This window comes from Curtobacterium sp. SGAir0471 (assembly GCF_005490985.1).
In the GTDB taxonomy this organism is placed as follows: Bacteria; Actinomycetota; Actinomycetes; order Actinomycetales; family Microbacteriaceae; genus Curtobacterium.
In genome coordinates, this window is sequence record NZ_CP027869.1 from 352,003 (window position 1) to 374,470 (window position 22,468).

21 protein-coding genes and 1 tRNA gene are annotated in these 22,468 nt (G+C 71.2%); 12 read left to right on the forward strand and 10 right to left on the reverse strand.

Annotated elements, in window-relative coordinates; translation table 11 throughout:
• Positions 1–28: 28 nt before the first annotated feature.
• Complete coding sequence (locus C1N91_RS01770; protein ID WP_137766350.1) at positions 29–406, reverse strand: hypothetical protein; 378 nt, start codon at positions 404–406, stop codon at positions 29–31.
• 148 nt (positions 407–554) lie between these two features.
• Positions 555–628 (reverse strand) — tRNA-Gly (locus C1N91_RS01775).
• Positions 629–835: 207 nt separating this feature from the next.
• Between C1N91_RS01775 and C1N91_RS01780 the strand changes: the two genes are divergently transcribed.
• A complete protein-coding gene (locus C1N91_RS01780) occupies positions 836–1,930 on the forward strand; it encodes a DUF6177 family protein (RefSeq protein ID WP_137766351.1) in 1,095 nt (364 codons plus the stop codon).
• Positions 1,931–1,970: 40 nt separating this feature from the next.
• Positions 1,971–2,267 (forward strand): hypothetical protein, encoded by a 297-nt coding sequence (locus C1N91_RS01785; RefSeq protein ID WP_137766352.1) that lies wholly within the window; start codon positions 1,971–1,973, stop codon positions 2,265–2,267.
• Between the two features lie 49 nt (positions 2,268–2,316).
• On the opposite strand, the gene C1N91_RS01790 is transcribed toward C1N91_RS01785, so the two are convergent.
• Both C1N91_RS01790 and C1N91_RS01795 read right to left on the reverse strand, forming a co-directional pair.
• Entirely contained in the window at positions 2,317–4,362 is a 2,046-nt protein-coding gene (locus tag C1N91_RS01790) for a cytochrome c oxidase assembly protein (RefSeq protein WP_137766353.1), read from the reverse strand.
• Positions 4,363–4,447: 85 nt separating this feature from the next.
• Entirely contained in the window at positions 4,448–5,578 is a 1,131-nt protein-coding gene (locus tag C1N91_RS01795) for a GNAT family N-acetyltransferase (RefSeq protein ID WP_175415858.1), read from the reverse strand.
• Between the two features lie 104 nt (positions 5,579–5,682).
• Here C1N91_RS01795 and dcd point away from each other — a divergent pair, with 104 nt between their 5' ends.
• The 3 genes from dcd (at position 5,683) to C1N91_RS01810 (ending at position 7,292) form a co-directional block, all read left to right on the forward strand.
• Entirely contained in the window at positions 5,683–6,270 is a 588-nt protein-coding gene (gene dcd / locus C1N91_RS01800; protein WP_111226833.1) for a dCTP deaminase, read from the forward strand.
• 111 nt (positions 6,271–6,381) lie between these two features.
• Positions 6,382–6,891, forward strand: a complete 510-nt coding sequence (locus tag C1N91_RS01805) for a helix-turn-helix domain-containing protein (RefSeq protein WP_217496451.1) — start codon at positions 6,382–6,384, stop codon at positions 6,889–6,891.
• The gene (locus C1N91_RS01810) at positions 6,888–7,292 is read left to right on the forward strand and encodes a HepT-like ribonuclease domain-containing protein (RefSeq protein ID WP_137766356.1); all 405 of its coding nucleotides are present in this window, start codon (positions 6,888–6,890) and stop codon (positions 7,290–7,292) included. Before C1N91_RS01805 ends, C1N91_RS01810 begins: the two co-directional genes overlap by 4 nt.
• Before the next feature lie 312 nt (positions 7,293–7,604).
• Here the strand turns inward: C1N91_RS01810 and C1N91_RS01815 are convergent, their stop codons facing one another.
• The 4 genes from C1N91_RS01815 to C1N91_RS01830 form a co-directional block, all read right to left on the reverse strand.
• On the reverse strand, positions 7,605–8,720 hold the full coding sequence (locus C1N91_RS01815) for a substrate-binding domain-containing protein (RefSeq protein ID WP_137766357.1): 1,116 nt from the start codon (positions 8,718–8,720) through the stop codon (positions 7,605–7,607).
• Positions 8,721–8,805: 85 nt separating this feature from the next.
• Positions 8,806–10,098, reverse strand: a complete 1,293-nt coding sequence (mmsB, locus tag C1N91_RS01820) for a multiple monosaccharide ABC transporter permease (RefSeq protein WP_137766358.1) — start codon at positions 10,096–10,098, stop codon at positions 8,806–8,808.
• On the reverse strand, positions 10,095–11,618 hold the full coding sequence (gene mmsA / locus C1N91_RS01825) for a multiple monosaccharide ABC transporter ATP-binding protein (RefSeq protein ID WP_137768606.1): 1,524 nt from the start codon (positions 11,616–11,618) through the stop codon (positions 10,095–10,097). The genes mmsB and mmsA overlap by 4 nt, the downstream gene beginning before the upstream one ends.
• Positions 11,619–12,102: 484 nt before the next feature.
• Positions 12,103–13,122, reverse strand: coding sequence for a LacI family DNA-binding transcriptional regulator (locus C1N91_RS01830; RefSeq protein WP_058728650.1), 1,020 nt, complete (start codon positions 13,120–13,122; stop codon positions 12,103–12,105).
• A 154-nt stretch (positions 13,123–13,276) separates the two neighbouring features.
• Here C1N91_RS01830 and C1N91_RS01835 point away from each other — a divergent pair, with 154 nt between their 5' ends.
• The gene (locus C1N91_RS01835; protein WP_175415859.1) at positions 13,277–15,034 is read left to right on the forward strand and encodes a cell wall-binding repeat-containing protein; all 1,758 of its coding nucleotides are present in this window, start codon (positions 13,277–13,279) and stop codon (positions 15,032–15,034) included.
• A gap of 107 nt (positions 15,035–15,141) precedes the next feature.
• Here the strand turns inward: C1N91_RS01835 and C1N91_RS01840 are convergent, their stop codons facing one another.
• Entirely contained in the window at positions 15,142–16,233 is a 1,092-nt protein-coding gene (locus C1N91_RS01840) for a magnesium and cobalt transport protein CorA (protein ID WP_137766360.1), read from the reverse strand.
• A gap of 258 nt (positions 16,234–16,491) precedes the next feature.
• Positions 16,492–17,034 carry an isopentenyl-diphosphate Delta-isomerase gene (gene idi, locus C1N91_RS01845; RefSeq protein WP_137766361.1) on the reverse strand — a complete coding sequence of 181 codons (543 nt, stop codon included), beginning with the start codon at positions 17,032–17,034 and terminating at the stop codon, positions 16,492–16,494.
• 21 nt (positions 17,035–17,055) lie between these two features.
• Between idi and C1N91_RS01850 the strand changes: the two genes are divergently transcribed.
• The 6 genes from C1N91_RS01850 to C1N91_RS01870 are packed head-to-tail and all read left to right on the forward strand — an operon-like array spanning position 17,056 to position 22,375.
• Positions 17,056–18,114, forward strand: coding sequence for a polyprenyl synthetase family protein (locus C1N91_RS01850; RefSeq protein WP_137766362.1), 1,059 nt, complete (start codon positions 17,056–17,058; stop codon positions 18,112–18,114).
• Positions 18,111–19,028, forward strand: coding sequence for a phytoene/squalene synthase family protein (locus tag C1N91_RS16540; protein WP_175415860.1), 918 nt, complete (start codon positions 18,111–18,113; stop codon positions 19,026–19,028). Before C1N91_RS01850 ends, C1N91_RS16540 begins: the two co-directional genes overlap by 4 nt.
• Positions 19,025–20,659 carry a phytoene desaturase family protein gene (crtI, locus tag C1N91_RS16545; RefSeq protein WP_175415861.1) on the forward strand — a complete coding sequence of 545 codons (1,635 nt, stop codon included), beginning with the start codon at positions 19,025–19,027 and terminating at the stop codon, positions 20,657–20,659. The genes C1N91_RS16540 and crtI overlap by 4 nt, the downstream gene beginning before the upstream one ends.
• Positions 20,659–21,039, forward strand: a complete 381-nt coding sequence (locus C1N91_RS01860; RefSeq protein ID WP_137766363.1) for a lycopene cyclase domain-containing protein — start codon at positions 20,659–20,661, stop codon at positions 21,037–21,039. The genes crtI and C1N91_RS01860 overlap by 1 nt, the downstream gene beginning before the upstream one ends.
• Complete coding sequence (locus C1N91_RS01865; protein WP_175415862.1) at positions 21,036–21,452, forward strand: lycopene cyclase domain-containing protein; 417 nt, start codon at positions 21,036–21,038, stop codon at positions 21,450–21,452. Before C1N91_RS01860 ends, C1N91_RS01865 begins: the two co-directional genes overlap by 4 nt.
• Positions 21,449–22,375 (forward strand): prenyltransferase, encoded by a 927-nt coding sequence (locus tag C1N91_RS01870; RefSeq protein ID WP_137766364.1) that lies wholly within the window; start codon positions 21,449–21,451, stop codon positions 22,373–22,375. The genes C1N91_RS01865 and C1N91_RS01870 overlap by 4 nt, the downstream gene beginning before the upstream one ends.
• Positions 22,376–22,468: the final 93 nt, after the last annotated feature.

A 22,468-nucleotide genomic window follows, 5' to 3' on the forward strand; every position in this document is an offset into this window, starting at 1 on the left:
GCCTCGACGCTGCCGAGTCGCTGGCTGCCTATCGGACGGTCAACTCGAGCGTGATCCGCTTCGTTCGCCCGGGTTCCGACAGGTCAATGGCGGAACCGTCCGTGAACTGGAGACGGGCGGTCGGCCGTCCCCCGGGCGACGCATGACTCCATGCCTGCGCGGAGGGAAGCGACATGACCCTGCCCGTGCGTTGCAAGTCAACCTTCAGCAGGTACTCGCCCGCGTGAAGGGTAAAAGTTCTTCCCGCCCCAAGGTCGAACGTCTCGATGGTCGCGGAAGCGAGCACGGACAATGGGACAACTGACTTCAACGCGTTCGGGGCCAGCACTTGTACGGCCGAGACGGTCTTGCCCACGGTGCCGAGCAAGAAGGTCTCCAGCTGAGGGCCGGCCTGCGCATCTGCCATACGCCAAGTATGGCGTCCAAGAGTCGCGGTGCTCGGCAGTTCAGCAGCCGAGCGTCGCTTTGCTTCCTCGCGCACGCCAGAGTCTCAACTAGGACGAGAGGAGTCTCGCTTGCGTTGAGAAACGACAGTCGCTGCGGGAAGGAGGAGGTGGAGCGAGTGACGGGAATCGAACCCGCGCTACCAGCTTGGGAAGCTGGAGTTCTACCATTGAACTACACTCGCGCATCCCGACCAGCGGGACGCAGCAAGCCTAGCGGATTCTGCGCTGGACGCCAGCCGAGTGCGCGCCGCACGGTCCGTGGCGGCGGCGACCCGTGCCTCCCGGCCGTCGCCGTGTCTCCCCTGTGAGGTCCGTGCGCCGACGGACAGCCCCGGCGGCCGTGTGTACCGTCCAGGGGGTTCCGTCGCCCTACCCGGAGGAGGACCCGGATGGTCAGGCATCCCCTCATCGACGACGTGGTCGGCACCGCCATCGTGGTCCGGTCCGCATCGCCGGTCGTGTGGCTGACGGAGTCGCTCGCCTCGCTGCTGCGTCGTGCGTCCGAGTCCGGCCGCACGGTCGTGCTCCGCACCGGCCGGGAGGCATCCGTCACCCCCGCCCTGCGGCACGCCCTGGGCGTGCACCACGCTGCGTGGGCCGTGGACGGTCCCGACGGCAGCCTGCGGGACGGCCGCACCGGCGTCGCCGCCTCCGGCATCGAGGACTTCGTCCGCCGCGGGCCGGAACTCGTCGGTCCGCCGGCGGCCGGACACCCGGCGGCGACGGACTCGGTGCGCCAGATCAGCATCGACCTCACCCTCCGCCACCACGCCGACCGCGCCGTCGACATCGGCGCCGCGATCGAGGCCCTGTGCGAGACCGTCGGCACCTGTCCGACGCACTGGGGCACCAGCGAGCCGCTCACGGTGCCGTGGGACCGCTGGGTCGTGACGCAGTACGCCAAGCACGAGGCACCGGACGTCTCCACCTCGTACGCGCACGGCGACGGGTTCTCGGCGACGATGACCGCGCACCTGCTCGACGGCGTGGTCGTCGAGACGATGTCGGCGGTGCTGACGATCCCCGAGGACGGCGCGGACCCGGCGCTCGCGTCGAGGCTGCTGGACGCGGTGCACCGGGTCGCCGACGAGGTCGAGCCCGTCTTCGGCGTGGTGATGCAGCGCCGCGGGGACGCCGACCACCTGGTCCGCGCGGTCGCGCACGAGGAGCCCTCCCCGCTGGCCGTCGTCGTCGGTCCGGAGGCCGCGGAGTTCCTCGACCGCGACGGCGAGTGGCCGCCGGCGCGGACGACGACCTCGGGCTTCGGTGGCGGCGGGCTCGTCGTGCGGTTCGACGACGGGTGGGAGGCACTCGAGGCCTTCCTCGACCGCATCGACGAGGACCGCTTCCTGCAGCTCGTCGGCGGCGCACCCCTCGACCCGGCGCACGACGATGGCGCGCTCGACGGGCACGACCGCGGGTCGCACGCCACGGCCGGACGGAGCACGGGCGGACGGAGCACGGGCGGTCAGGGTGCCGCGTGACGTGACGCTGCTCTGCCGTGGGCCGGTGGAGACCCGGGACGTGGCTGAGGCGCTGCTGCTGCACGACGAGGCGTGGGGTGTCCGCGCCCTCGACGACGGGCCGGTGCTGCAGGTCTGCCGGGACGCCACGCACCCGGTGATCACGGTGCTCGGGGTCCGACGGGTCGACTCGTTCGACGAGGTCACCCGGATCCTGCCGGACGCTCCGGCGCTGTCCACGCCGCTGTGGTGGGTGGACACGGTGACGCCGTTCGGCGCCGAGGGTGAGCCGGGTGTGACCGCTGCGCTGGAGGCGTCGATGGAGCTCGACGCCGTCTGCATCGTCCACGGGGACTGAGCGCCCGACGCGATCGCCGGCGCTCGACGTCAGTTGCGCTGGCTGCTGCTCAGTCGCGCTTGCTCATCGCCGCGAGCCGCTCGTTGTACGCCTTGAGGTCGGCGTCGCCGTCGCGGTCGGCCTTGCGGTCGAGGCGCTTCGCGTCGCGCTTGTCCGTCCGGACCCAGTTGCGCACGACGAGCAGCGCGACGAACACCATGGGCAGCTCGGACGCACCCCACGCGATGCCGCCACCGGTGTGCTGGTCGGCGAGCAGTGCGCGGTCGTCGGTCTGGCCGAGCGCGTGGAACCAGTCGGCCGCGAAGACGGACTGCGAGGTCATCACCGCGACGCCGAAGAACGCGTGGAAGGCCAGGGTCGCCAGGAGCGCGATGATCAGGATCGGGTACTGCGGGCGCTTCGGACCCGGGTCGACGCCGACGAACACCCAGAAGAACAGGTAGCCGCTGAAGACGAAGTGCACGACCATCACGACGTGCCACTCGTGGGACTGCATCGCGTACTGGAACGCCGGCGTGAAGTAGAACACCACGAGGGAGCCGGCGAAGATGACGCCGGCGACGGCGGGCTTCGCGAGGAACTGCATCCACCGCGAGTGCGTGAACAGCATGAGCCACTCACGCGCGCCGCGGGAGCCGTCGTTCCGCACCGGCAGCGTGCGCAGCGCCAGGAGCACCGGGCCGCCGAGGACGAGCGGCAGCGGCACGAACATCATGAGCAGCATGTGCTGGAGCATGTGCGACGAGAAGTGCACCATGCCGTAGACCGCCGGCCCCGCCGAGGTGGTCCAGATGAACAGCGCGCAGCCGAGCAGCCACGCGATGGTCCGGCCGACCGGCCACGAGTCACCGCGCTGCGTGAGCTTCCGCACCGACAGCAGGTACCAGCCCGCACCGACGACGGCGATCGCCAGGTACACCCAGTCGATGTGCCACTGCGTCAGGTAGGTCTGCACGGTCTGCGCCGGCGGGTACGGGAACCCGAGCAGTCCGGACCGGGTGTCCTGCCCGGTCTCCGGCGTCTGCGGGATCGGCGGCTGCGACCGCGAGACCGCGACCGAGACGCCGATCGCCACGGCCATGAAGACGATCTCGGCCAAGGCGAACCGGACGAAGAGCTTCCGGTCGAGCGGCGCACGGAGCAGCCCGGGCACGAGCTTCCGACGCTGCGCGACCCCGGCGAGTCCGAGCAGCACGAGGATGACGGCCTTGACCGTGATGAGCCAGCCGTACGTCGTGGTGACGAGGTCGGCCGGACCGGTCAGGCGGAGCGAGGCGTTGACGATGCCGGAGAACGCGACCGCGGCGAACGCCCAACCGGCCAGCGTCGAGTACCGGGCGACGACGCGTCCGGTGGCGCCCTTCGTGCGGGTGCGGAGCAGCAGCACGGCGACGAGTCCGCCGGCCCAGACGCAGACGGCGACCAGGTGCACGGCGAGCGAGTTCACGGCGTTCGCGTGCTCGAGCGACCCGGCGGCGTGCCCGGAGAGCGCGAGGGGCAGCAGGGCGAAGAGCCCGGCGACGGTGGCGACCGCGAGCGTGGCGACGCGCGTGGCGAAGGCGGCGACGAGGGTGGCGACCAGGATCGCCACGGCGGAGACGACGAGCGACTGGCCGATCTCGACCTGGAACGCGAAGAGCAGGAAGTTCCGCGCGAACACCGGACTGGTGAGCGGGACCCCGAGGGTGTTCGCACCCGTCAGGACGATGCCGACGACGGCCGCCAGGAACCACACGGCCCCGGCCGCCGCACCCCAGCGGGCGGCGCGGTGCTGCACGCTCGACATCGCGCCGTGGTCCGCCTTCTTGGCGGGCAGCGCGAACGCGGCGACGATGAGCAGGCCGATCGTCAGTGCTGCGGTGGTGTCGTGCACCACGCGGGCGACCGGCAGGCCGTACTCGACCAGGTCGCCGGCGGAGACGAGTTGCTGCGACGCGGTGAAGGCGCCGGTCACGGTCATGCCGAGCACGGCGCACGCCACGGCGAGGGGGATCGCGATCACCAGGACCGTCGCGACGGTCGTGGATCGCGCGGAGGTGGGGGCGGGGTCGGGTGCCGTGTCCCCGGGCTGCGTGGCGGCTGACGTGACGGTCATGACCGTCCAATGGTAGGTCGCCCGCCTGACACCCCGGTCCCAGTCCCGCGGTGGTCCCGGGCCGGTCCGGCTCGGGCTCCGGTGGTCAGTCGCGGTGCTCCCAGATGCCCTCGCTGCCGACCCCGACGAACCCGACGGCCTCGTTCACGTCGAGCATCGGACGGTTCTCCTCGGCGTTGAACGTGACGATCGACGGCCGGCCCGGGAAGTCCCGCTCGACCGTCTCGATCCCGACCACCTTGAGCAGCCAGCCGAGCCGGTGCCCGCGGTGCTCGCGGAGCACCAGCGTGTCCCACTGCATCACCGCTCTCGACGGGTCGTCCGGCACCTTGAGCTGGCTGAAACCGGCCAGGGTGGTGCTCTCGACGTGCTCGACCGCGACGGTGAGCATGGTGTGCGGCCCGGTCGCGAGCTGCTCCTCGGATCCGCGGACGCGGTCGGCCGTCCAGACGTCCTCGGGCTCCTGCATGTCACCCTCGGGGGTATCGGTGCTCATCCGCGTGTGCAGCAGGGCGAGGTCGTCGAGCCACCGCTCGGGCGTCGTGCCGGTCCAGGTGTGCACCCGGTACCCGGGGCCGGCTGCCGTCGCGGCGCGGTCGTGCAGTCCGCGCACGACGGAGGGATCGGCGGGGAGCTGCAGGCGACTGATCCGGTTCACCTGTCCGAACCGCCAGCCGCGTCCGGCCAGGAAGCGCACCGCGGCCTCGTCCTCGGGGACCGCGCCGGAGCCCGTCGGGGCCTGACGGTACGCGGGGCCCGTGCCGGGCCCGACCTGCCGCGAGACCGCGTACGTCTTCCACTGCGTGCGGCCCTCGGCGCGGGCGAGCTGCTCGAGGTGGTCGGCGAGCAGCGTGCCGAGCCCCTGGCGCTGTCGGTCGGGCCGGACGCCGAGCGACAGCCAGCAGTTGGTGGTGCCCGGCGCGGTCTTCGAGTCGTACGCCCCGGCAGCGACGACCGCCCCGGTGTCGTCGCGCACGACGAACAGGCGACTCGGCGACCCGGGCTCGTGGCACATCGGCAGGTACTCGGCGGGGGTCCACGGCAGTTCGGGCAGCCCGTGCACGGCGACCTCGGCCGCGTCGGAGACGGCGAGCCAGTCCGAGAAGGCCCGGACCAGCTCCGGATCGTCGTCCATCGTCGCCGGCACGACGAGCTCCTCGACGACGAGTCCTCCGTCGACGGTCTCGGTGCGGCCGGTCTCGGTGCGGTCGGTCATCGTTCGCCCCCTGTGGTCGGCCGGTCGGACGGCCGTCGTCCGCCGCCCGGCAGGGCAGCCTCGCAGCATATCGGTGGCCGTACCCTGCCGCTAGGCTTCTGCGCGTGCTGCTCTCCGACCGCGACATCACCGCCCAGCTCGCCGAGGGGCGGATCGGCCTCGACCCGTACGACCCCTCGCTCGTCCAGCCGTCGAGCATCGACGTCCGGCTCGACAAGTACTTCCGGCTGTTCGACAACCACAAGTACCCGCACATCGACCCCGCCGAGGACCAGCCCGAGCTCACCCGTCTGGTCGAGACCGACCCGGACGAGGCCTTCGTGCTCCACCCGGGGGAGTTCGTGCTCGGCTCGACGTTCGAGGTCGTGACGCTGCCGGACGACATCGCCGCCCGGCTCGAGGGCAAGAGCTCCCTCGGTCGCCTGGGCCTCCTGACGCACTCGACGGCGGGCTTCATCGACCCGGGCTTCTCCGGCCACGTCACGCTCGAGCTGTCGAACGTCGCGACGCTGCCGATCAAGCTCTGGCCGGGCATGAAGATCGGGCAGCTCTGCTTCTTCCAGCTGTCGAGCCCGGCGGAGAAGCCGTACGGCTCCGCCGAGTACCAGTCCCGCTACCAGGGCCAGCGCGGCCCGACGCCGTCGCGGTCGGCGCTGAACTTCCACCGCGCGGACGTCTCGCAGCGCGACTGAGCACGTCCGCGTGCACGGCAGCGGGCACCCGCCGGAGCGCCGCCCATAAGCCGCAACAGCACTGATGTACCGCCGATGACCGGGATGTCACATGTTGTGTATGGTGACGGCATGTCCGAAGCACCGACCCGTGCAGCGCACCCGGTGGTGGCGTCCGAGCTCATCCGTGCCGCACGACTCCGTGCCGGTCTGACGCAGGTGCAGCTGGCCGCGCGAGCCGGGGTCACGCAGAGCGTGATCAGCACCTACGAGAACGGACGCCGCGAGCCCTCGCTCGCCGCGCTGCAGCGGCTCGTGCGCGCAGCGGGCTTCGAGGCGGCGGTGGACCTGCTCCCGGTGGACGCCCCGCCGCCGCTGCTCGACCGGGTCGCTGCGGTCCGTGACGCCCTCGTCGCCCTGGTCGAGCGCAACGGCGGGTCCGGGCCGCGGGTGGTGTGCGATCCCGACGCCGGCAAGCGCCGCGAGTGTGTCGTGCTGCTCGTCGACCTGGCACCGGGGGCCGGCATCTTCACGCTCATGCGCATCCAGGACGACGCCGAGCGGTTGCTCGAGGTGGACGTCGAGGTGCTCGACGCCGCCGGCGCCGGAGCCGACCGGTACAGCGTCTCGGTGCCGCTGTGACCAGGACCCCCGTCGTCGGTGCCGCGTCACGACGCGACCTCGAGGACCGCCTCGACGAGATCGTCCGGGCCTGCGCGGCCATCGAACGGCACGTCGCGACGGACGACGCCACCGAGCTCGTGCTCGACGCGGTGCGCATGCGGCTGGTCGAGATCGGCGCGGTCGTCGCGACCCTGCCGGCCGACCTGACCGCCGTCGAGCCGGAGATCCCGTGGGCGCGGCTCGCCGGGGTGGGGGACCGCCTGACCGGTCGTCGACGACAGGTCACCGAGTCGGTGCTGCTGTGGACGGCACGTGTGGACGTCCCGCGGCTGTGTGCCGCGGTCGAGCGGTTGCGTGCGCGCGGGGCGGGTGCCGGCGGTGCCGGGGCACCCGAGGAGCCGCCGGCACCCGCGGACTGACCACTCCCACGGTCGAACCCGGCCACGTCCCCGGGACGGACGGAGCGACGGACGGGAGGCCCGTGGCGGCCCCGCCCCGCGCCTCCCGTCCGTCGCCCTGACGGGACCGCGAGACGGGGGCGTTCCCGCGAGACGCACCGCCGTCGCCGAGACGCCCCGGGAACCGGCGGTGTCTCGCGTCTGTCGAGGCGTCTCGCCCGGACGCCGGCGTCTCGCGCCGACGCCCCCCACGCGCCCCGGGACGCGGGACGGCCCCGTCTCGCCGGAGCGAGACGGGGCCGTCGTGTGCTGTGGTGCTGCTGCGGAAGGGGATCAGCCCTTCTTGGCGAGCTCCTCGAGGGTGTCGTTGCCCTTGTAGGCCTCGACCGCGTTCTCCTTGGTGACCAGGATCGGGGTCAGCTCGACGGCCGGCACGACCTTCGTGCCGTTGTCGTTGTTCTTGTCCTCGGTGGTCTTCGGGGTCTTGCCGTCGGCCAGGTCGGAGACCAGGTCGATCGCGGCCTGCGCCTCCTCGGTGGTGTTCTTGTAGATGGTCGAGTACTGCTTGCCCTGCATGATCAGCGGGATCGAGGCGGTCTCGGAGTCCTGACCGGTGACGACCGGGTTCGGCTTGCCGGCCGCAGCGGTCGCGGTGAGGATCGCACGGGCGAGGGTGTCGTTCGGCGACAGGACGCCGTCGAGCTCGGTGTTCGTGTACGACTTCGTCAGGATGTCGGTCATGCGCGACTGGGCGTTCTGCGCGAGCCAGCCCTGGGTGTTCGTCTGCGAGAACGAGGTCTGACCCGAGACGACCTTGAGCGTGCCGTCGTCGATCTTCGGCTGGAGCACGTCCATGGCGCCGTTGAAGAAGACCTTCGCGTTGGCGTCGTCGGGCGAGCCGGAGAAGAGCTCGATGTTGTACGGGCCGCTGGACTTCTTGGCCTTGAGTCCGTCGAGCAGGGCCTGACCCTGCAGCTGGCCGACCTTGAAGTTGTTGAACGCGACGTAGTAGTCGACGTCCGCGGTGTTCAGGATGTTGCGGTCCCAGGCGATGACGACCGCGCCGGACTTCTTCGCGGCGGCGACCTGCGTGCCGAGCTGCGAACCGTCGGCGGCACCGATGATGATCGCCTTCGCGCCCTTGGTGACCATCGACTGGATCTGGCCCTGCTGGTCCGGGACCGGGTTGCCGGCGTTGGCGTACTGGATGTCGGCCTTGAAGCCGGCGTCCTCGATCGACTTCTCGAACGCGGCACCAGCGAGCACCCAGTTCTGCGAGGTCTTGGCGGGGAGCGCGACGCCGATCAGGTCGCCCTTCTTGATCTGGACGTTCGAGGCGCCGCCGGAGGAGTCCGAGCCTGCGTCCGAGTTGCCGCGGGCGGAGCAGCCGCTGAGGGCGAGACCCGCGACGAGTGCCAGGCCGATGCCGGCGATGAGCTTCTTGCGCATGAGATTGCTTTCTCTTCGTTGAGGAGTGGTGCTGTGTGGTGCAGGGATCGTGCGGGCGGCCACCGGAGCGGCCGCCCGCCACGTGTTACTGGACGTTGACCTTCTCGGGCTGGTCCTCGATGCTCCGCGGCTGCTGCGCGGCCACCGTGTTGTCCTGGGTGTCCTTCCGCTGGAACTGCTTCAACATCCCGCCGATCAGGGACGGACGCCCCTGCGACTTCGAGTAGACGTCGAAGGCGACGGCGACGAGCAGGACGAGACCGCGGATGATCTGGACGCGGTTGGACTCGAGGCCCACCAGCGACAGGCCGTTGGACAGCAGGGCCATGACGAGACCACCGATGATCGACCCGGAGATCGTCCCGATGCCACCGGCGACCGCGGCGCCACCGACGAACACGGCGGCGATCGCGTCGAGCTCCCAGCCGGTGCCGTCGGCCGGGCCCGAGGCGCCCGAGTAGCCGACGAAGACCATGCCGGCGACGGCGGCCAGGACGGACATGTTCATCATCACGAAGAAGTTGACCTTGCGGGCGCTGACACCCGACAGGACGGCGGCGTTCGCGTTGCCACCGACCGCGTAGACCTGGCGGCCGAAGATCGTGTTCTTGGTGAGGAAGCCGTAGACGATGGTCAGGACGCCGAGGATGATCGCGACGATCGGGATCGAGGTACCGGCCGGGCCGGCGGCGAACAGGTACGTCGCGACGAGGGTGACGGCGACCAGGATGCCCGTGCGGACGATCGAGACCCAGAGCGGGACGAGCTCGGCCTGCATCTTCTTGCGACGCTGACGACCGCGCATCTCGAGGAAGATCAGCACGAGGCAGGTGACGAGACCGAGGATGAGCGTGCCGTTCGAGAACCCGAAGTCCGGCCCGAAGTCGGGCAGGAAGCCGGAGCCGATCTGCGCGTAGTCGCTCGGGACGGGCTGCGAGGTCGAGTTGCCGATGATCTGGTTCGCACCGCGGAAGATGAGCTGGCCGGCCAGGGTCACGATGAAGGCCGGGACCTTCACGAACGCCACCCAGAAGCCCTGCCAGGCTCCGACCGCCGCACCCACGGCCAGGCCGAGGATGATCGCGGCCCACGCCGGGAAGTGCCACTGCGCCATCGACTGGGCGACGATGATGCCGGTGAACGCCGCGACCGAACCGACCGACAGGTCGATGTGTCCCGCGATGATCACCATGACCATCCCCAGCGCCAGGATGAGGATGTAGGAGTACTGCAGGAACACGTTGATGATGTTCGTCGGCTCGAGGATGAGCCCGTTCGTCAGGATCGAGAACAGGATCAGGATCGCGATGAGCGCGATGATCATGCCGTACTGGCCGATGCTGTTGCCCTTGCCGAAGAGCAGTTTCAGGTTCTTCATGAGATCAGTGCGCCCTTCCGCGCGGAGGTCATGCTGCGCATGAGGGTTTCGGGGTCGGCCTGGTCCGCGGGGACGTCGGCCGTGATCTGGCCCTCGAAGATCGTGTAGATCCGGTCGGAGAGGCCGAGGAGTTCGGGGAGCTCGGAGGAGATGAGGATGATCCCCTTCCCCTGCGCCGCGAGCTGCTGGATGATGCCGTAGATCTCGAACTTCGCGCCGACGTCGATGCCGCGGGTGGGCTCGTCGAGGATCAGCAGGTCCGGGTCGGTGAACATCCACTTGGACAGGACGACCTTCTGCTGGTTCCCGCCGGACAGCTTGCCGACGTTCTCCTCGACGGTCGGCACCTTGGTGCGGAGCATCTTGCGGTAGCGCTCGGCGACGTCGTACTCCTCGAGGGAGTCGACGACGCCGGCCTTCGAGATCTTCGGCAGGTCGGCGGCGACCGTGGAGCGCTTCACCGTGTCGAGCAGGTTCAGGCCGAGGGCCTTGCGGTCCTCGGAGACGTAGCCGAGGCCGTGCTGGATCGCCTGCTGCACGTTCGCGATCTTGATCTCGCGGCCGTCCTTGATGATCTGGCCGTCGATGAAGTTGCCGTACGAGCGGCCGAAGATGCTCATCGCGAGCTCCGTGCGGCCGGCGCCCATCAGGCCCGCGAAGCCGACGATCTCGCCGCGACGGACGTGGAAGTTCGATCCCTTGGCGACCAGGCGGGACGCGTCCTGCGGGTGCTGGACGGTCCAGTTCTTCACCTCGAAGAAGACCTCGCCGATCTTCGGGGTGCGGTCCGGGAAGCGGCTCTCGAGCGAGCGCCCGACCATCCCGCGGATGATGCGGTCCTCGTTGACGCCGTCGCCCTTCACGTTGAGCGTCTCGATCGCCTTGCCGTCACGGATGATCGTGATCTCGTCGGCGATCTGCTCGATCTCGTTGAGCTTGTGGCTGATGATGATGCTCGCGATGCCCTTGGACTTCAGCCCGACGATCAGGTCGAGCAGGTGCTGCGAGTCGTTCTCGTTCAGGGCCGCGGTCGGCTCGTCGAGGATGAGGAGCTTGACGTCCTTGTGCAGGGCCTTCGCGATCTCGACGAGCTGCTGCTTGCCGACACCGAGGTTCTTGATCTGCGTGTCCGGGTCCTCGTCGAGGCCGACGCGGGCGAGCAGGTCCTGCGCGCGGAGCTGGGCGCTGGTCCAGTCGATGACACCGAAGCGACCGGGCTCGTTGCCGAGGAACAGGTTCTCGGTGATCGACAGCTCGGGGATGAGCGCGAGCTCCTGGTGGATGATGACGATGCCGGCCTGCTCGGACTGCTTGATGTCCTTGAAGCGGACCTCTTCGCCCTCGTAGACGATCTCGCCGCTGTAGGTGCCGTACGGGTAGACGCCCGACAGCACCTTCATGAGGGTCGACTTGCCGGCGCCGTTCTCGCCGCAGATCGCGTGGATCTCGCCGGCGCGGACGCTCAGCGACACTTCCGAGAGCGCCTTGACACCAGGGAACTCCTTGGTGATCGACCGCATCTCGAGGATGGTCTCGGCGCTGGTGACGGACCTGGTGGCCAGGTCCGGTCCCTGTGGGGTTGACGCCACGGTGCATCTCCTTCTGCCGCTGCGGTGCGGCAGTCCTTCGGGTGGTGAGGTGCGGCACCGGGGGCGCAGGAGAACCTGCGTGGACCTCGTTGTCGCGTCCGGTGTCCTGCCGCTCGTCGTTCGGGACGAGTGCTGTGTGACGGTCATGTGACCGTTCACATCGGCGGAACGGAGGTAATTTACGCACAGCCCCGTCGCGGCTGTCAATTCGGTTCGGTCGCGTTTGTGTAACGGCCCGCGTGATCCGGCGGATTCCGCGCGCTGACGCCCCCCCGAGGTGGGGTGGTGCGTGCGCTCCGGTCGCGCAACTTGCCGTATGCGGCGGAGGTGAGCGGCACGTCGTGCGACGAGAGCAGGACGGACGGGAGGCGCGGGGCGGCGCCGCCACGCGCCTCCAGGCCGACGGGTGGTCGCATCAGCGACGGCGGGGTGCGCCCGTCGATCCGCGCACCACGAGCTGCGGCACGAGGTCGACCGGGCGGAGCGCGTGCCCCTCGGACGGCAGGAGCAGTTCCACGCAGCGGCGACCGAGCTCCGGGAAGTCGACCTCCACCGTGGTCAGCGGTGGCCAGAGGTGCTTTGCCTCGGGGATGTCGTCGTAGCCGACCACGGACAGGTCGCCCGGCACGTCGAGGCCGTAGGAGCGCGCCGCGTGCATGACCCCGAGCGCCATCGCGTCGTTCGAGCAGAAGATCGCCGTGCAGTCCCGGTACCGCAGGAGTTCGCGGCCGGCGTGGTAGCCGAAGTCCGCGGTCCAGTCCCCCAGGATCGGCGGGACGACGGGCATGTCCCGGTCGGACATCTCGCGCAGGAACCCCTGCATCCGGGCCTCGGCCTCGATCCAGTCCTGCGGCCCCGCCAGGTGCCGTACGTACTCGTGCCCGAGGTCGAGCAGGTGCGCGGTCGCCAGCCGGGCGCCCTCCATCTGGTCGATGAAGAGCGTCGAGCGCTCGTCGCCGCCGCTCGTGCGGAGCGCCACGTAGGGCGTCCGCATGCCGAGCTCCTCGATGAGGTCGAACACGCGCTGCTGCGGGGCGATGACGATGATGCCGTCGACGTCCTGGTCGAGCAGGTGCCCGAGGCCGTCGCGGACCGCCTCGTCGGTGGCGGCGGCGATGTTCGCGGTCGTGACCGAGTAGCCGCGCGTGACGGCGGCGTCCTCGATCGCCTGCATCGTCGCGGCCGGACCGTAGTGCGAGCGCTGCGCGGTGAGCACGCCGATCGTGTGCGTCCGGCTGGTGACGAGGGCGCGCGCAGCCCGGTTCGGCCGGTACTGCAGCTGCTCCATCGCGGCGAGCACGCGGTCCTTCGTCTCGGCACGGATCGCGTCCGAGTTGTTGAGCACGCGCGACACCGTCTGGTGCGAGACGCCGGCGACCCGCGCGACGTCGCGGATGCTGGGCGAGCGCGGTTGCTGTGTCCGCGGTGACGCCATCGTTGCTCTCTCCCGCCCGGGGTCGTGGCACCTCGATGTGCACGTTCACATCCCGAGCCAGATCATTATGCACGGCAGTCGGCTGCGCGCCAGCCGGAGGGTGTCCCTCGGACCGGGGCTGCGCGGCGTTGCCACACGCACCTACGATTCGGCTGTGCATCCTCAGAACGAGGCGGACCCGACCGCCCCCGCTGCCGCCGCCACGGTCCGCGGCGCCACGACGCCGCGCGACGCCCGGGCGCCGCGCCGGCCCTTGAACCACCGCACCGTGCCGCGTGCCCTGCGGGGGCGGTCCATCGTCGCGGCGATCGCCGCCGTGGCCGCGCTCGTCGGCGCGGTCCTGCTGCCGACCACCGCGACCGCCGCCTCGACCGACGGGCGCCTCGTCGGTCAGGTCTTCCTCGAGGACGAAGGCATGGCCCCGCCTGCGACGATCGACGTGGTCGACGCGAGCGGGTACGTCGTCACGTCGGTCGACCAGGCGGCGCACGGTTCGTTCGTCGCGACGGTGCCGGCGGGCACCTACTGGTTGTCGCTGCGGGATCCCTCCGACGAACAGAAGTTCGTAGCGCAGTCCTGGTACCCGGACGCCCCGACGCAGCGCGAGGCGACGAAGGTCGTCGTGGGCGCGGGGCAGACCGTCCGGCTCGGGGCCTTCACCGCGCACCACCCCGGCATCGTCGTCGGCGAGTGGAAGTACCCGGCGGGCACCTCCCACCCTGACGTCTTCGGCGTCGTCACCGCGTGGCGCCTCGACGAGCACGGCGGCCGCCCCGTCCTGGTGAGCGGCACCGACATCGACCAGCAGTCCGACGAGTCGTGGACGATCACCGGGCTCGTCGCCGGGCGGTACGTCCTGCGGTTCAGCGCACTCGACGGCAGCTGGGCGACGAGCTGGTGGGCCGGCTCGCGCTGGGCGACCGACCCCGCGGCCGCGACGCCGCTGACCGTCCGACCCGGACAGTTCGACACCGGCATGGTGATCGACCTGCAGGAGCCCGTCCGCGACGTCACCCGCATCGACGGCGGGAACCGGTACGACGTCTCGGCGGCGGTCGCCGAGCGGATCCCCGGCACCGGCGGCACGGTCTACGTCGCCAACGGCGAGAACTTCCCCGACGCGCTGACGGCCGGACCGGTCGCCGCGCACGACCACGCGCCGCTCCTGCTCGTCACCCCGACCGCGATCCCCGACGTCGTGCGCCGGGCGATCGTCGCCCGTGCTCCCGCCCGCATCGTCGTCGTCGGCGGACCGCCGTCGGTCTCCGCCGACGTGTTCACGCAGCTGCAGGGCCTCGCGCCCGACGTCCGTCGGGTGTCCGGAGCGGACCGGTACGCGGTCGCCCGGCAGCTCGCGACCGACACGTGGGGTGCCAGCGGTGCGTCGAGCATGTACCTAGCGAACGGCACCGGTTTCGCGGACGCGCTCTCCGCGGGGGCCGCGGCCGCGTACGACGACGTCCCGCTGATGATCACGCCGGGCAAGTGGACGGCCGACCCCGCCGCGGCTGCGGTCCGGCGATCGCTCGGCGTCGAGTCGGTCTGGGCCGTCGGCGGCGCGATCTCGCTGAGCGACGCAGTGGCGCACGACGTGGCCGGCGACAAGTGGTCCGGTCGCTACGAGGGCGCGACCCGCTTCGACGTGTCGGCGAACCTGTCGTGGGACGTCTTCGCACCGTTCGGCGGCTACAGCGACACGGTCTACGTCGCGGTGGGCACGAAGTTCCCGGACGCGCTGTCCGGCACGCCGCTCGCCGCGGTCTCCGGCTCGCCGCTCGTCATCGTGAAGCCCGGCTGCATCCCCGAGGACACCCTGGACTTCATCGACTCGTTCGGGGCGAACCACGTCGTGCTGCTCGGCGGACCGGCATCGCTCGACGGCAACGTCGCGGCACTCCGGTCCTGCGGCTGAGCGGATCCCGCGGTCGGCGCGGCTGAGCGGATCCCGCTCAGCCGCGCACGGGCCCGTCACCCCGTCCGGGGTGACGGGCCCGTCGTCGATCCCCGCGCCGCGAGGGATCAGAGCCAGTTGCGCTTCCGGAACACGAGCCAGAGGATCCCCGCCAGGGCGAGCATCGCCACGATCGCGACCGGGTACCCGTACTCCCAGTGCAGCTCCGGCATGTGGTCGAAGTTCATGCCGTAGACGCCCGCGATGAGCCCCGGCGCGAACAGGATCGCCGCCCACGAGGAGATCTTCTTGACCTCCTCGCCCTGACGGTGTGCGGCCCGCGCCAACTGCCGGCTCTCCTCGCCCTGCGCCAGCGACGCGCTCGTCATCCGGCGCATCGCCTCGTTCTGCTCCTGCGTGACGAGGGTCGAGTGCAGCGTCAGGGCGTTCTCGAGCAGCGCCCGGAACGAGTCCACGCGCTCGGTCACCCGCAGGGCGTGGTCGAGCACGTTGCGCAGCCGGTGCTGCACCTCGTCGTCGACGCCGTACTTCTCGGCGCCCCGGAGCAGCCCGCGCACCATCGCCGGCACCGGGGCCGTGGCGCGCTGGAACCCGAGCACCTCGCTGAGCAGCTGGTAGATGCGCTTGGAGACGCCGGGGTCGACCTGGCCGGCGAAGAGCTGGTCCTCGATCGCGTCGACCTGGTCCTGGATGACCTCGACCACCGGGGCGTAGCCGTCCACGATCTCGTCGAGCACGGCCGCCGTGACGGCCTCGGACCCCATCGCGAGGAACTCCGGGTCCGCCTCGACCCGGCAGCGCACGGCGGCGAGGTCGGGCTCCTCGGCGTGCCGGACGCTCACCACGAACTGCCGTCCGACGAACAGGTGCACCTCGCCGAACTCGACCTCGTTCGTGTCCGCGCGGTGCCGTGCGGGGCGGAGCACCAGGAAGAGCGTGTCGCCGTACCGCTCGAGCTTGGCGCGCTGGTGTCCCTTGCGGGCGTCCTCGACGGCGTTCTCGTGCAGGTCGAACTCGGCGGCGACCGCCTCGAGCTCGGCGTCGTCGGGGCGCAGCAGTCCGATCCACGCGAGCGCGCCGTCGTCCGCCGTGACCGCATGTCGATCCGCAGCCGTGTAGGGATCCGCGACGGAGCGCAGGGTCGCGGGGCCGGGGACACGTCGTCCTCTGATGTAGACGGCGTCGTCGATGCGTGCCATGTCGTGCTCCTCGTGCTCGGGAGCAGGCAGGCGCGATGCTCCTCGACGGAGCAGGGCGTGCACGGGCGCCGGCGGGACCGGGGCGCTGGCGTGCGTCAGCGAACGGGCAGGGTGACGACCGGGGCGGTCACGCGGCCCGATCGAGGATGGTCACCCGACATCGCGCCTCACCTGCCCTTCCGGTCGTCCGTGGTCGCCGGGGCGCGACCAGCGGGCCACGTTACCCGGTGACGGGACGTGCGTCGAGTGAGCGGTCGCTCAGCGGGTGACGCGCAGCCCCTGCTGCTCGAGCTCGGCGAGCTGCCAGCCGAGCCACGGGCTCCACGCGAACGGTGCGGCGGCGACCGACGCCCGCAGTTCGTCCTCGGAGACCCAGGCGACCTCGGCGACCTCGTCGTCCGCGGGGGCCGGGACGTCGTCGGTCACGGCACGGAACACCGGGCAGACCTCGTTCTCGACGATGCCCGACGCGTCGACCGCGCGGTACCGGAAGTCGGGCAGCACGAGCTCGACGTCGCGGACCGTGATGCCGAGCTCGCGGGATGCCCGGCGGGCGACGGCGTCCTCGAACGCCTCGTCCGGACCGGGGTGCCCGCAGAACGTGTTCGTCCACACCCCCGGCCACGTCTTCTTCGACAGGGCGCGCCGGGTCACGAGGACCTTGCCCTCGGCGTTGCGCACGTGGCACGAGAACGCGAGGTGGAGCGGGGTGTCCTCGGTGTGCACCGCGAACTTCTCGGCGGTGCCGATCGGAGTGCGGTCTTCGGCGAGCAGGACGACGGATTCCGGGAAAGTGTTCATCTGCCCCGATAGGTTAGGCCAATGAGCGAGGAAGCGGCCACCGTGGCGCAGATCGACCTCGCACTGGTCGACGACTGCATCGAGCGCTTCTTCGCGGTGTCGTCGGCCCGTGCGCGTCGGTTCGGCAGACCGTCCGAGGAACTCTGGCGGGTGCTCCGTCGAGCGAGCATGGGCGGCAAGCGCTTCCGTCCGCGCATGGTCCTGACCGCGTACGCCGGGCTCGGCGGCACGGACGCCCACGCCGCCGCGAACGTCGCAGCGGCGTACGAGCTGCTGCACACCGCGCTGGTCGTGCACGACGACGTCATCGACCGCGACTGGTCGCGCCGTGGGGAGCCGAACGTCGCCGGCTCCTTCCGCGACACCGGCACCACGGGTGGCCTGGCGCTGCCCACCGCCGAGCACCGCGGGGTCAGCGCAGCGGTCATCGCGGGCGACCTCGCGCTCGCCGCGACGACCCGCTTCATCGAGGCGTCCGGTGTCACCGGTGACCGTCGCGCCAGGCTGCTCGAGATCCTCGACGACGCGGTCTTCGCGAGCGCCGCCGGCGAGATGACCGACGTCGACCTCGCGCTCGGCGTGATGCCGACCGTCGACGAGGTGCTCGCCATGGAACGGGCGAAGACGAGCGTCTACTCCTTCGAGGCCCCGCTGCAGTCCGGCGCCGTGCTCGCCGGTGCGCCCGAGTCCGTGGTCGAGGCCCTCGGTGCCTTCGGCCGCGAGATCGGCATCGCGTACCAGATCGTCGACGACCTGCTCGGGGTCTACGGCGACGAGACCGTGACCGGCAAGTCGGTGCTCGGCGACCTCCGCGAGGGCAAGCGCACCATGCTCATCGCCTATGCCGCGACCACCGACTGCTGGGACGACATCGCGCCGTACCTCGGCGACCCCGACCTGACCGAGGACCGCGCGGCCGAGCTCCGTGCGACCCTGGAGACCTGCGGCGCGAAGTCCGCGGCGGAGTCCCGGATCGCCGAGCACGCCGCCCTCGCCCGCGCCGAGCTCGCGGCCCTGCCCTACGAGCTCGCCGAACGACTGGAGCACCTGGTGTCCGAACTGCTGGAGCGCGTGCGGTGACCCAGACCGCACCACCGCGTCTGCCCCTCTACGACGCGACGGCCGAGGCCGCCTCCGGGGTCGTCATCGAGCGCTACTCCACCTCGTTCGGGCTGGCGAGCCGGCTCCTCACCAAGGACACCCGCGAGCACATCCGCAACGTGTACGCCCTGGTCCGCGTGGCCGACGAGGTCGTCGACGGCCCGGCGACCGAGGCCGGGCTCGACCACGACCTGGCCCGGACGGTCCTGGACGAGCTCGAGGCCGACACCGAGCGTGCGATGCGCCTCGGCTTCTCGGTGAACCCCGTCGTGCACGCCTTCGCCCGCACGGCACGCACGACCGGTTTCGGGCCGGAGCTCACGAAGCCGTTCTTCGCGTCGATGCGCATGGACCTCGAGCAGACGGAGCACGACCAGGAGTCGTTCGACCGGTACGTGTACGGCTCCGCCGAGGTCGTCGGCCTGATGTGCCTCCGTGCCTTCGTGTACCGCGCCGGCCGACCGACCTTCGACGACGCCGTGCTCGTGGACGGGGCGCGGGCGCTCGGAGCGGCCTTCCAGAAGGTGAACTTCCTGCGGGACCTGCACGCCGACTTCGAGGTGCTCGGCCGCTCGTACTTCCCGGGCGTCGACGTCCGCACCTTCGACGAGGCCACGAAGGACCGCCTGGTCGCCGACGTCCAGGCGGACCTCGACCGCGCCGCGCGCACCGTCCCGCTGCTCCCGGTCGACGCCCGCAAGGCCGTCGGGCTCGCGCACGCGCTGTTCCAGGAGCTCAACGACCGCATCGCCGCCTGCCCGGCGGACCGTCTGGTGACGACGCGCGTGCGCGTCCCGAACCCGGTGAAGGCGCAGCTCGCCGCACGCGTGCTCGCGGGGCGCGCCCCGCTGCCGTCCCGCGCGGCCCACCACCGGTCCGGAGGCCGTGCATGACCCCGCCCCGCGCCTCCCGTCCGTCCGCACCCGCGTCGCGGCGCGCGGTGCCGGCCCGGCGTGCCGTCATCGTCGGCGGCGGCATCAGCGGACTCGCGTCCGCCGCGCTGCTCGCCCGCGACGGCTACGCCGTCACCGTGCTCGAGCAGCGCGACCAGCTCGGCGGCCGAGCCGGGTCGTGGGAACGGGACGGCTTCCGGTTCGACACCGGACCGTCGTGGTACCTCATGCCCGAGGTCTTCGACCACTTCTTCCAGCTGCTCGACACCACGGCCGAGGCCGAGATGGACCTGGTGCGGCTCGACCCGGGGTACCGCGTGTACAGCGAGGGTGACGACGAGCCCATCGACCTGCGCGCCGACCGCGAGGCGAACATCGCGCTGTTCGAGTCGGTCGAGCCCGGTGCCGGCGAGCGACTGCGGAAGTACCTCGACTCCGCCGAGGACACCTACGCGATGGCGGTCCGCCGGTTCCTCTACACGACCTTCGCGGACCTGACGAAGCTCGCCGCCCCGGACGTGCTCCGACGCCTGCCGAAGCTCGCCCGCCTCCTGCTGCAGCCGCTGTCGACGTTCGCGTCGAAGGCCGTCCGCGACCGCCGGCTCTGGCAGGTCCTCGGGTACCCGGCGGTGTTCCTCGGCACGAGCCCGTACGCCGCGCCGAGCATGTACCACCTGATGAGCCACCTCGACCTGGCGGACGGCGTGCTCTACCCGAAGGGCGGCATCACCGAGGTCATCGCGGCCGTCGAGCGGGTCGCCCGCCGCGAGGGTGCGACGATCACGACCGGTGCGTCCGTCGAGCGGATCGTGGTCGAGGACGGGCACGTGACGGGCGTCGTCCACCGCGACGCGTCCGGGACGGAGCACACCGTGCCCGCCGACCTCGTGGTGAGCGCCGCGGACCTGCACCACACCGAGCTGCACCTGCTCGACGCGGAGCACCGGACGTACCCGGAGCCGCACTGGCGGAAGCGCGACCCTGGGCCGAGCGCCGTGCTCGTCTACCTCGGCGTCGACGGCCCCGTGCCCGGGCTGCTGCACCACACGCTCGTGTTCACCGCCGACTGGGAGGCGAACTTCGGCGCCATCTTCGGCAAGGACCGGCACGTGCCGGACCCGGCGTCGATCTACGTCTGCGCGCCCTCGCTCACCGACGACACCGTCGCGCCCGAGGGGTCGAGCAACCTGTTCGTCCTGGTGCCGCTGCCCGCCGACCTGTCCATCGGCAAGGGCGGGATCGACGGCGCCGGCGACGCCGAGGTCGAGCGGATCGCCGACCGCGCGATCGACGTCATCGCCGGGCGCTCCGGGGTGCCCGACCTGCGCGACCGCATCCGCGTCCGCCGGACGATCGGCCCGCAGGACTTCGCCGACGACTACAACGCGTGGAGCGGCTCGATGCTGGGGCCCGCGCACACGCTGGCGCAGAGCGCGTTCTTCCGCGAGAAGAACGTCTCCGCCAAGGTCCAGGGGCTGTACTACGCGGGCGCGTCGACCACGCCGGGCATCGGTCTGCCGATGTGCCTGATCAGCGCCGAGGTGCTGCTCAAGCGCATCCACGGCGACACCTCGACCGAGCCGCTGCCGACGCCGCTGCCGGCGCGGTCGACCGCTCCGGCCGCGGGCTGATGCCGGGGGCGTACCTCGCCGGACTCCTCGTGTCGATCGCCGGCATCGCGGTGCTCGACGCCCGGTACCGGTTGTTCTTCTGGCGGAGCCCGCTCCGAGCGGCCGCGGTGATGGCGATCGGCCTCGTGTTCTTCCTCGTGTGGGACGTCGCGGGCGTGCACCTCGGCGTCTTCTTCATCGGGCGGAACGACCTGCTCACGGGCGTCCTGCTCGCGCCCGAGGTCCCGTTGGAGGAGGTCTTCTTCCTCGTGCTCCTGTGCTGGACGACGATGGACCTGTTCGGTGCCCTGCGTCCGGTCGTGGCCAGGCGGCTCGACCGCGCCGGATCGCCGGACCCTGCCGGGTCGTCGGACCGTGTCGACGAGGAGGCGCGCTCGTGACCGGGACGACCACGTACGCCCTGCTCGCGGTGCCGTTCCTGGCGTCCGCCGCGCTCGTCGCCGTGGCGGCCGGGGTGGTCGCGGCCCGACGCCGTGGTGCTGGGCGACGGCGTACCGGCATCGTCGGCGGTGTCGTGAGTGCCGTGGTGGTCGGCGTCGTGCTGCTCGTGATGACGGGCGTCTTCAACAACGTGATCGTGGGACTCGGCATCGTGGCGTACGACGACGCGCTGATCTCCGGCGCCCGGATCGGGCTGTTCCCCGTCGAGGACCTCGCGTACTCGATCGGCGCCGTCCTGCTGCTGCCGAGCTGCTGGGTGCTGCTCGAGCGGCCGCGCGCGCGACGCGACGGACGGGCGGTACGGTCGGAACGGCCGACCCAGCCACCCCGTCGACCGGAGGAGACCCCGTGACCGTGAGCAGTGCCTCCAGACCGTCGACGGCGCGCGCCCTGTTCGTGTCCTCCCGGCCGATCAGCTGGGTGAACACCGCGTACCCGTTCGGTGCCGCGTACCTGCTCGGCAGCGGGGTCGGCGTCGACGGCGGGGGCGGGTTCTCGCTCGTCGCGTTCCTCGTCGGGGTCGTGTACTTCCTCGTGCCGTACAACCTGGCGATGTACGGCATCAACGACGTCTTCGACTACGAGTCCGACCTGCGGAACCCACGCAAGGGCGGGGTCGAGGGCGCACTGCTCGACAAGAGCGTGCACCGCACCACGCTGTGGGCCGTCGTCGTGACGAACGTGCCGTTCCTGATCGCCCTCGTGGTGCTCGGCGCCCTGAGCGGCAACGGGCCCTGGTCGTGGCTCGTCCTCGCGATCAGCGTCTTCGCGGTGATCGCGTACTCCGCGCCGGGCCTGCGCTTCAAGGAGAAGCCGTTCCTCGACTCGTTGACGTCGTCGACGCACTTCGTGTCGCCAGCGGTGTACGGGCTGGCGCTCGCCGGACCGCACTGGACCGGGGCGCTCGTCGCCGTGTGCGTCGCGTTCTTCCTGTGGGGCGTGGCCTCGCACGCGTTCGGTGCCGTGCAGGACGTGCTGGCCGACCGTGCGGGCGGCATCGGCTCCGTCGCGACCGTGATCGGCGCCCGGGCGACCGTGCGGTTGGCCTTCGTGGCGTACCTCGTCGCGGGCGTCGCGCTGCTGTTCTCGGACTTCCCGGGGCCGATCGCGGCGATCGTCGTCGTGCCGTACGCGCTCAACGTGCTGCCGTGGTGGAACGTCACCGACGCCGGAGCCGAGGCGGCGAACGCGGGGTGGAAGCGGTTCCTCTGGATCAACTACCTGGCGGGGTTCATCGTCACCATGGCGCTCATCGCCTACGCCTGGACGCACTGACGCAGCCCCCTGCACGACACCCGTCGCGGGCCTGACAGACTGGACGCACGCGCCGCGGGAGTCGTGGGGCGCCGGTCACGAAGGAGTGCACGC

Excerpts from the sequence above, each read along its gene's own strand:
- C1N91_RS01770 (WP_137766350.1), bottom strand. The coding sequence starts at position 406 with ATGGCAGATGCGCAGGCCGGCCCTCAGCTGGAGACCTTCTTGCTCGGC.
- C1N91_RS01780 (WP_137766351.1), top strand. The coding sequence starts at position 836 with ATGGTCAGGCATCCCCTCATCGACGACGTGGTCGGCACCGCCATCGTG.
- C1N91_RS01790 (WP_137766353.1), bottom strand. The coding sequence starts at position 4,362 with ATGACCGTCACGTCAGCCGCCACGCAGCCCGGGGACACGGCACCCGAC.
- C1N91_RS01795 (WP_175415858.1), bottom strand. The coding sequence starts at position 5,578 with ATGACCGACCGCACCGAGACCGGCCGCACCGAGACCGTCGACGGAGGA.
- C1N91_RS01805 (WP_217496451.1), top strand. The coding sequence starts at position 6,382 with ATGTCCGAAGCACCGACCCGTGCAGCGCACCCGGTGGTGGCGTCCGAG.
- C1N91_RS01815 (WP_137766357.1), bottom strand. The coding sequence starts at position 8,720 with ATGCGCAAGAAGCTCATCGCCGGCATCGGCCTGGCACTCGTCGCGGGT.
- mmsB (WP_137766358.1), bottom strand. The coding sequence starts at position 10,098 with ATGAAGAACCTGAAACTGCTCTTCGGCAAGGGCAACAGCATCGGCCAG.
- mmsA (WP_137768606.1), bottom strand. The coding sequence starts at position 11,618 with ATGCGGTCGATCACCAAGGAGTTCCCTGGTGTCAAGGCGCTCTCGGAA.
- C1N91_RS01830 (WP_058728650.1), bottom strand. The coding sequence starts at position 13,122 with ATGGCGTCACCGCGGACACAGCAACCGCGCTCGCCCAGCATCCGCGAC.
- C1N91_RS01840 (WP_137766360.1), bottom strand. The coding sequence starts at position 16,233 with ATGGCACGCATCGACGACGCCGTCTACATCAGAGGACGACGTGTCCCC.
- idi (WP_137766361.1), bottom strand. The coding sequence starts at position 17,034 with ATGAACACTTTCCCGGAATCCGTCGTCCTGCTCGCCGAAGACCGCACT.
- C1N91_RS01850 (WP_137766362.1), top strand. The coding sequence starts at position 17,056 with ATGAGCGAGGAAGCGGCCACCGTGGCGCAGATCGACCTCGCACTGGTC.
- crtI (WP_175415861.1), top strand. The coding sequence starts at position 19,025 with ATGACCCCGCCCCGCGCCTCCCGTCCGTCCGCACCCGCGTCGCGGCGC.
- C1N91_RS01860 (WP_137766363.1), top strand. The coding sequence starts at position 20,659 with ATGCCGGGGGCGTACCTCGCCGGACTCCTCGTGTCGATCGCCGGCATC.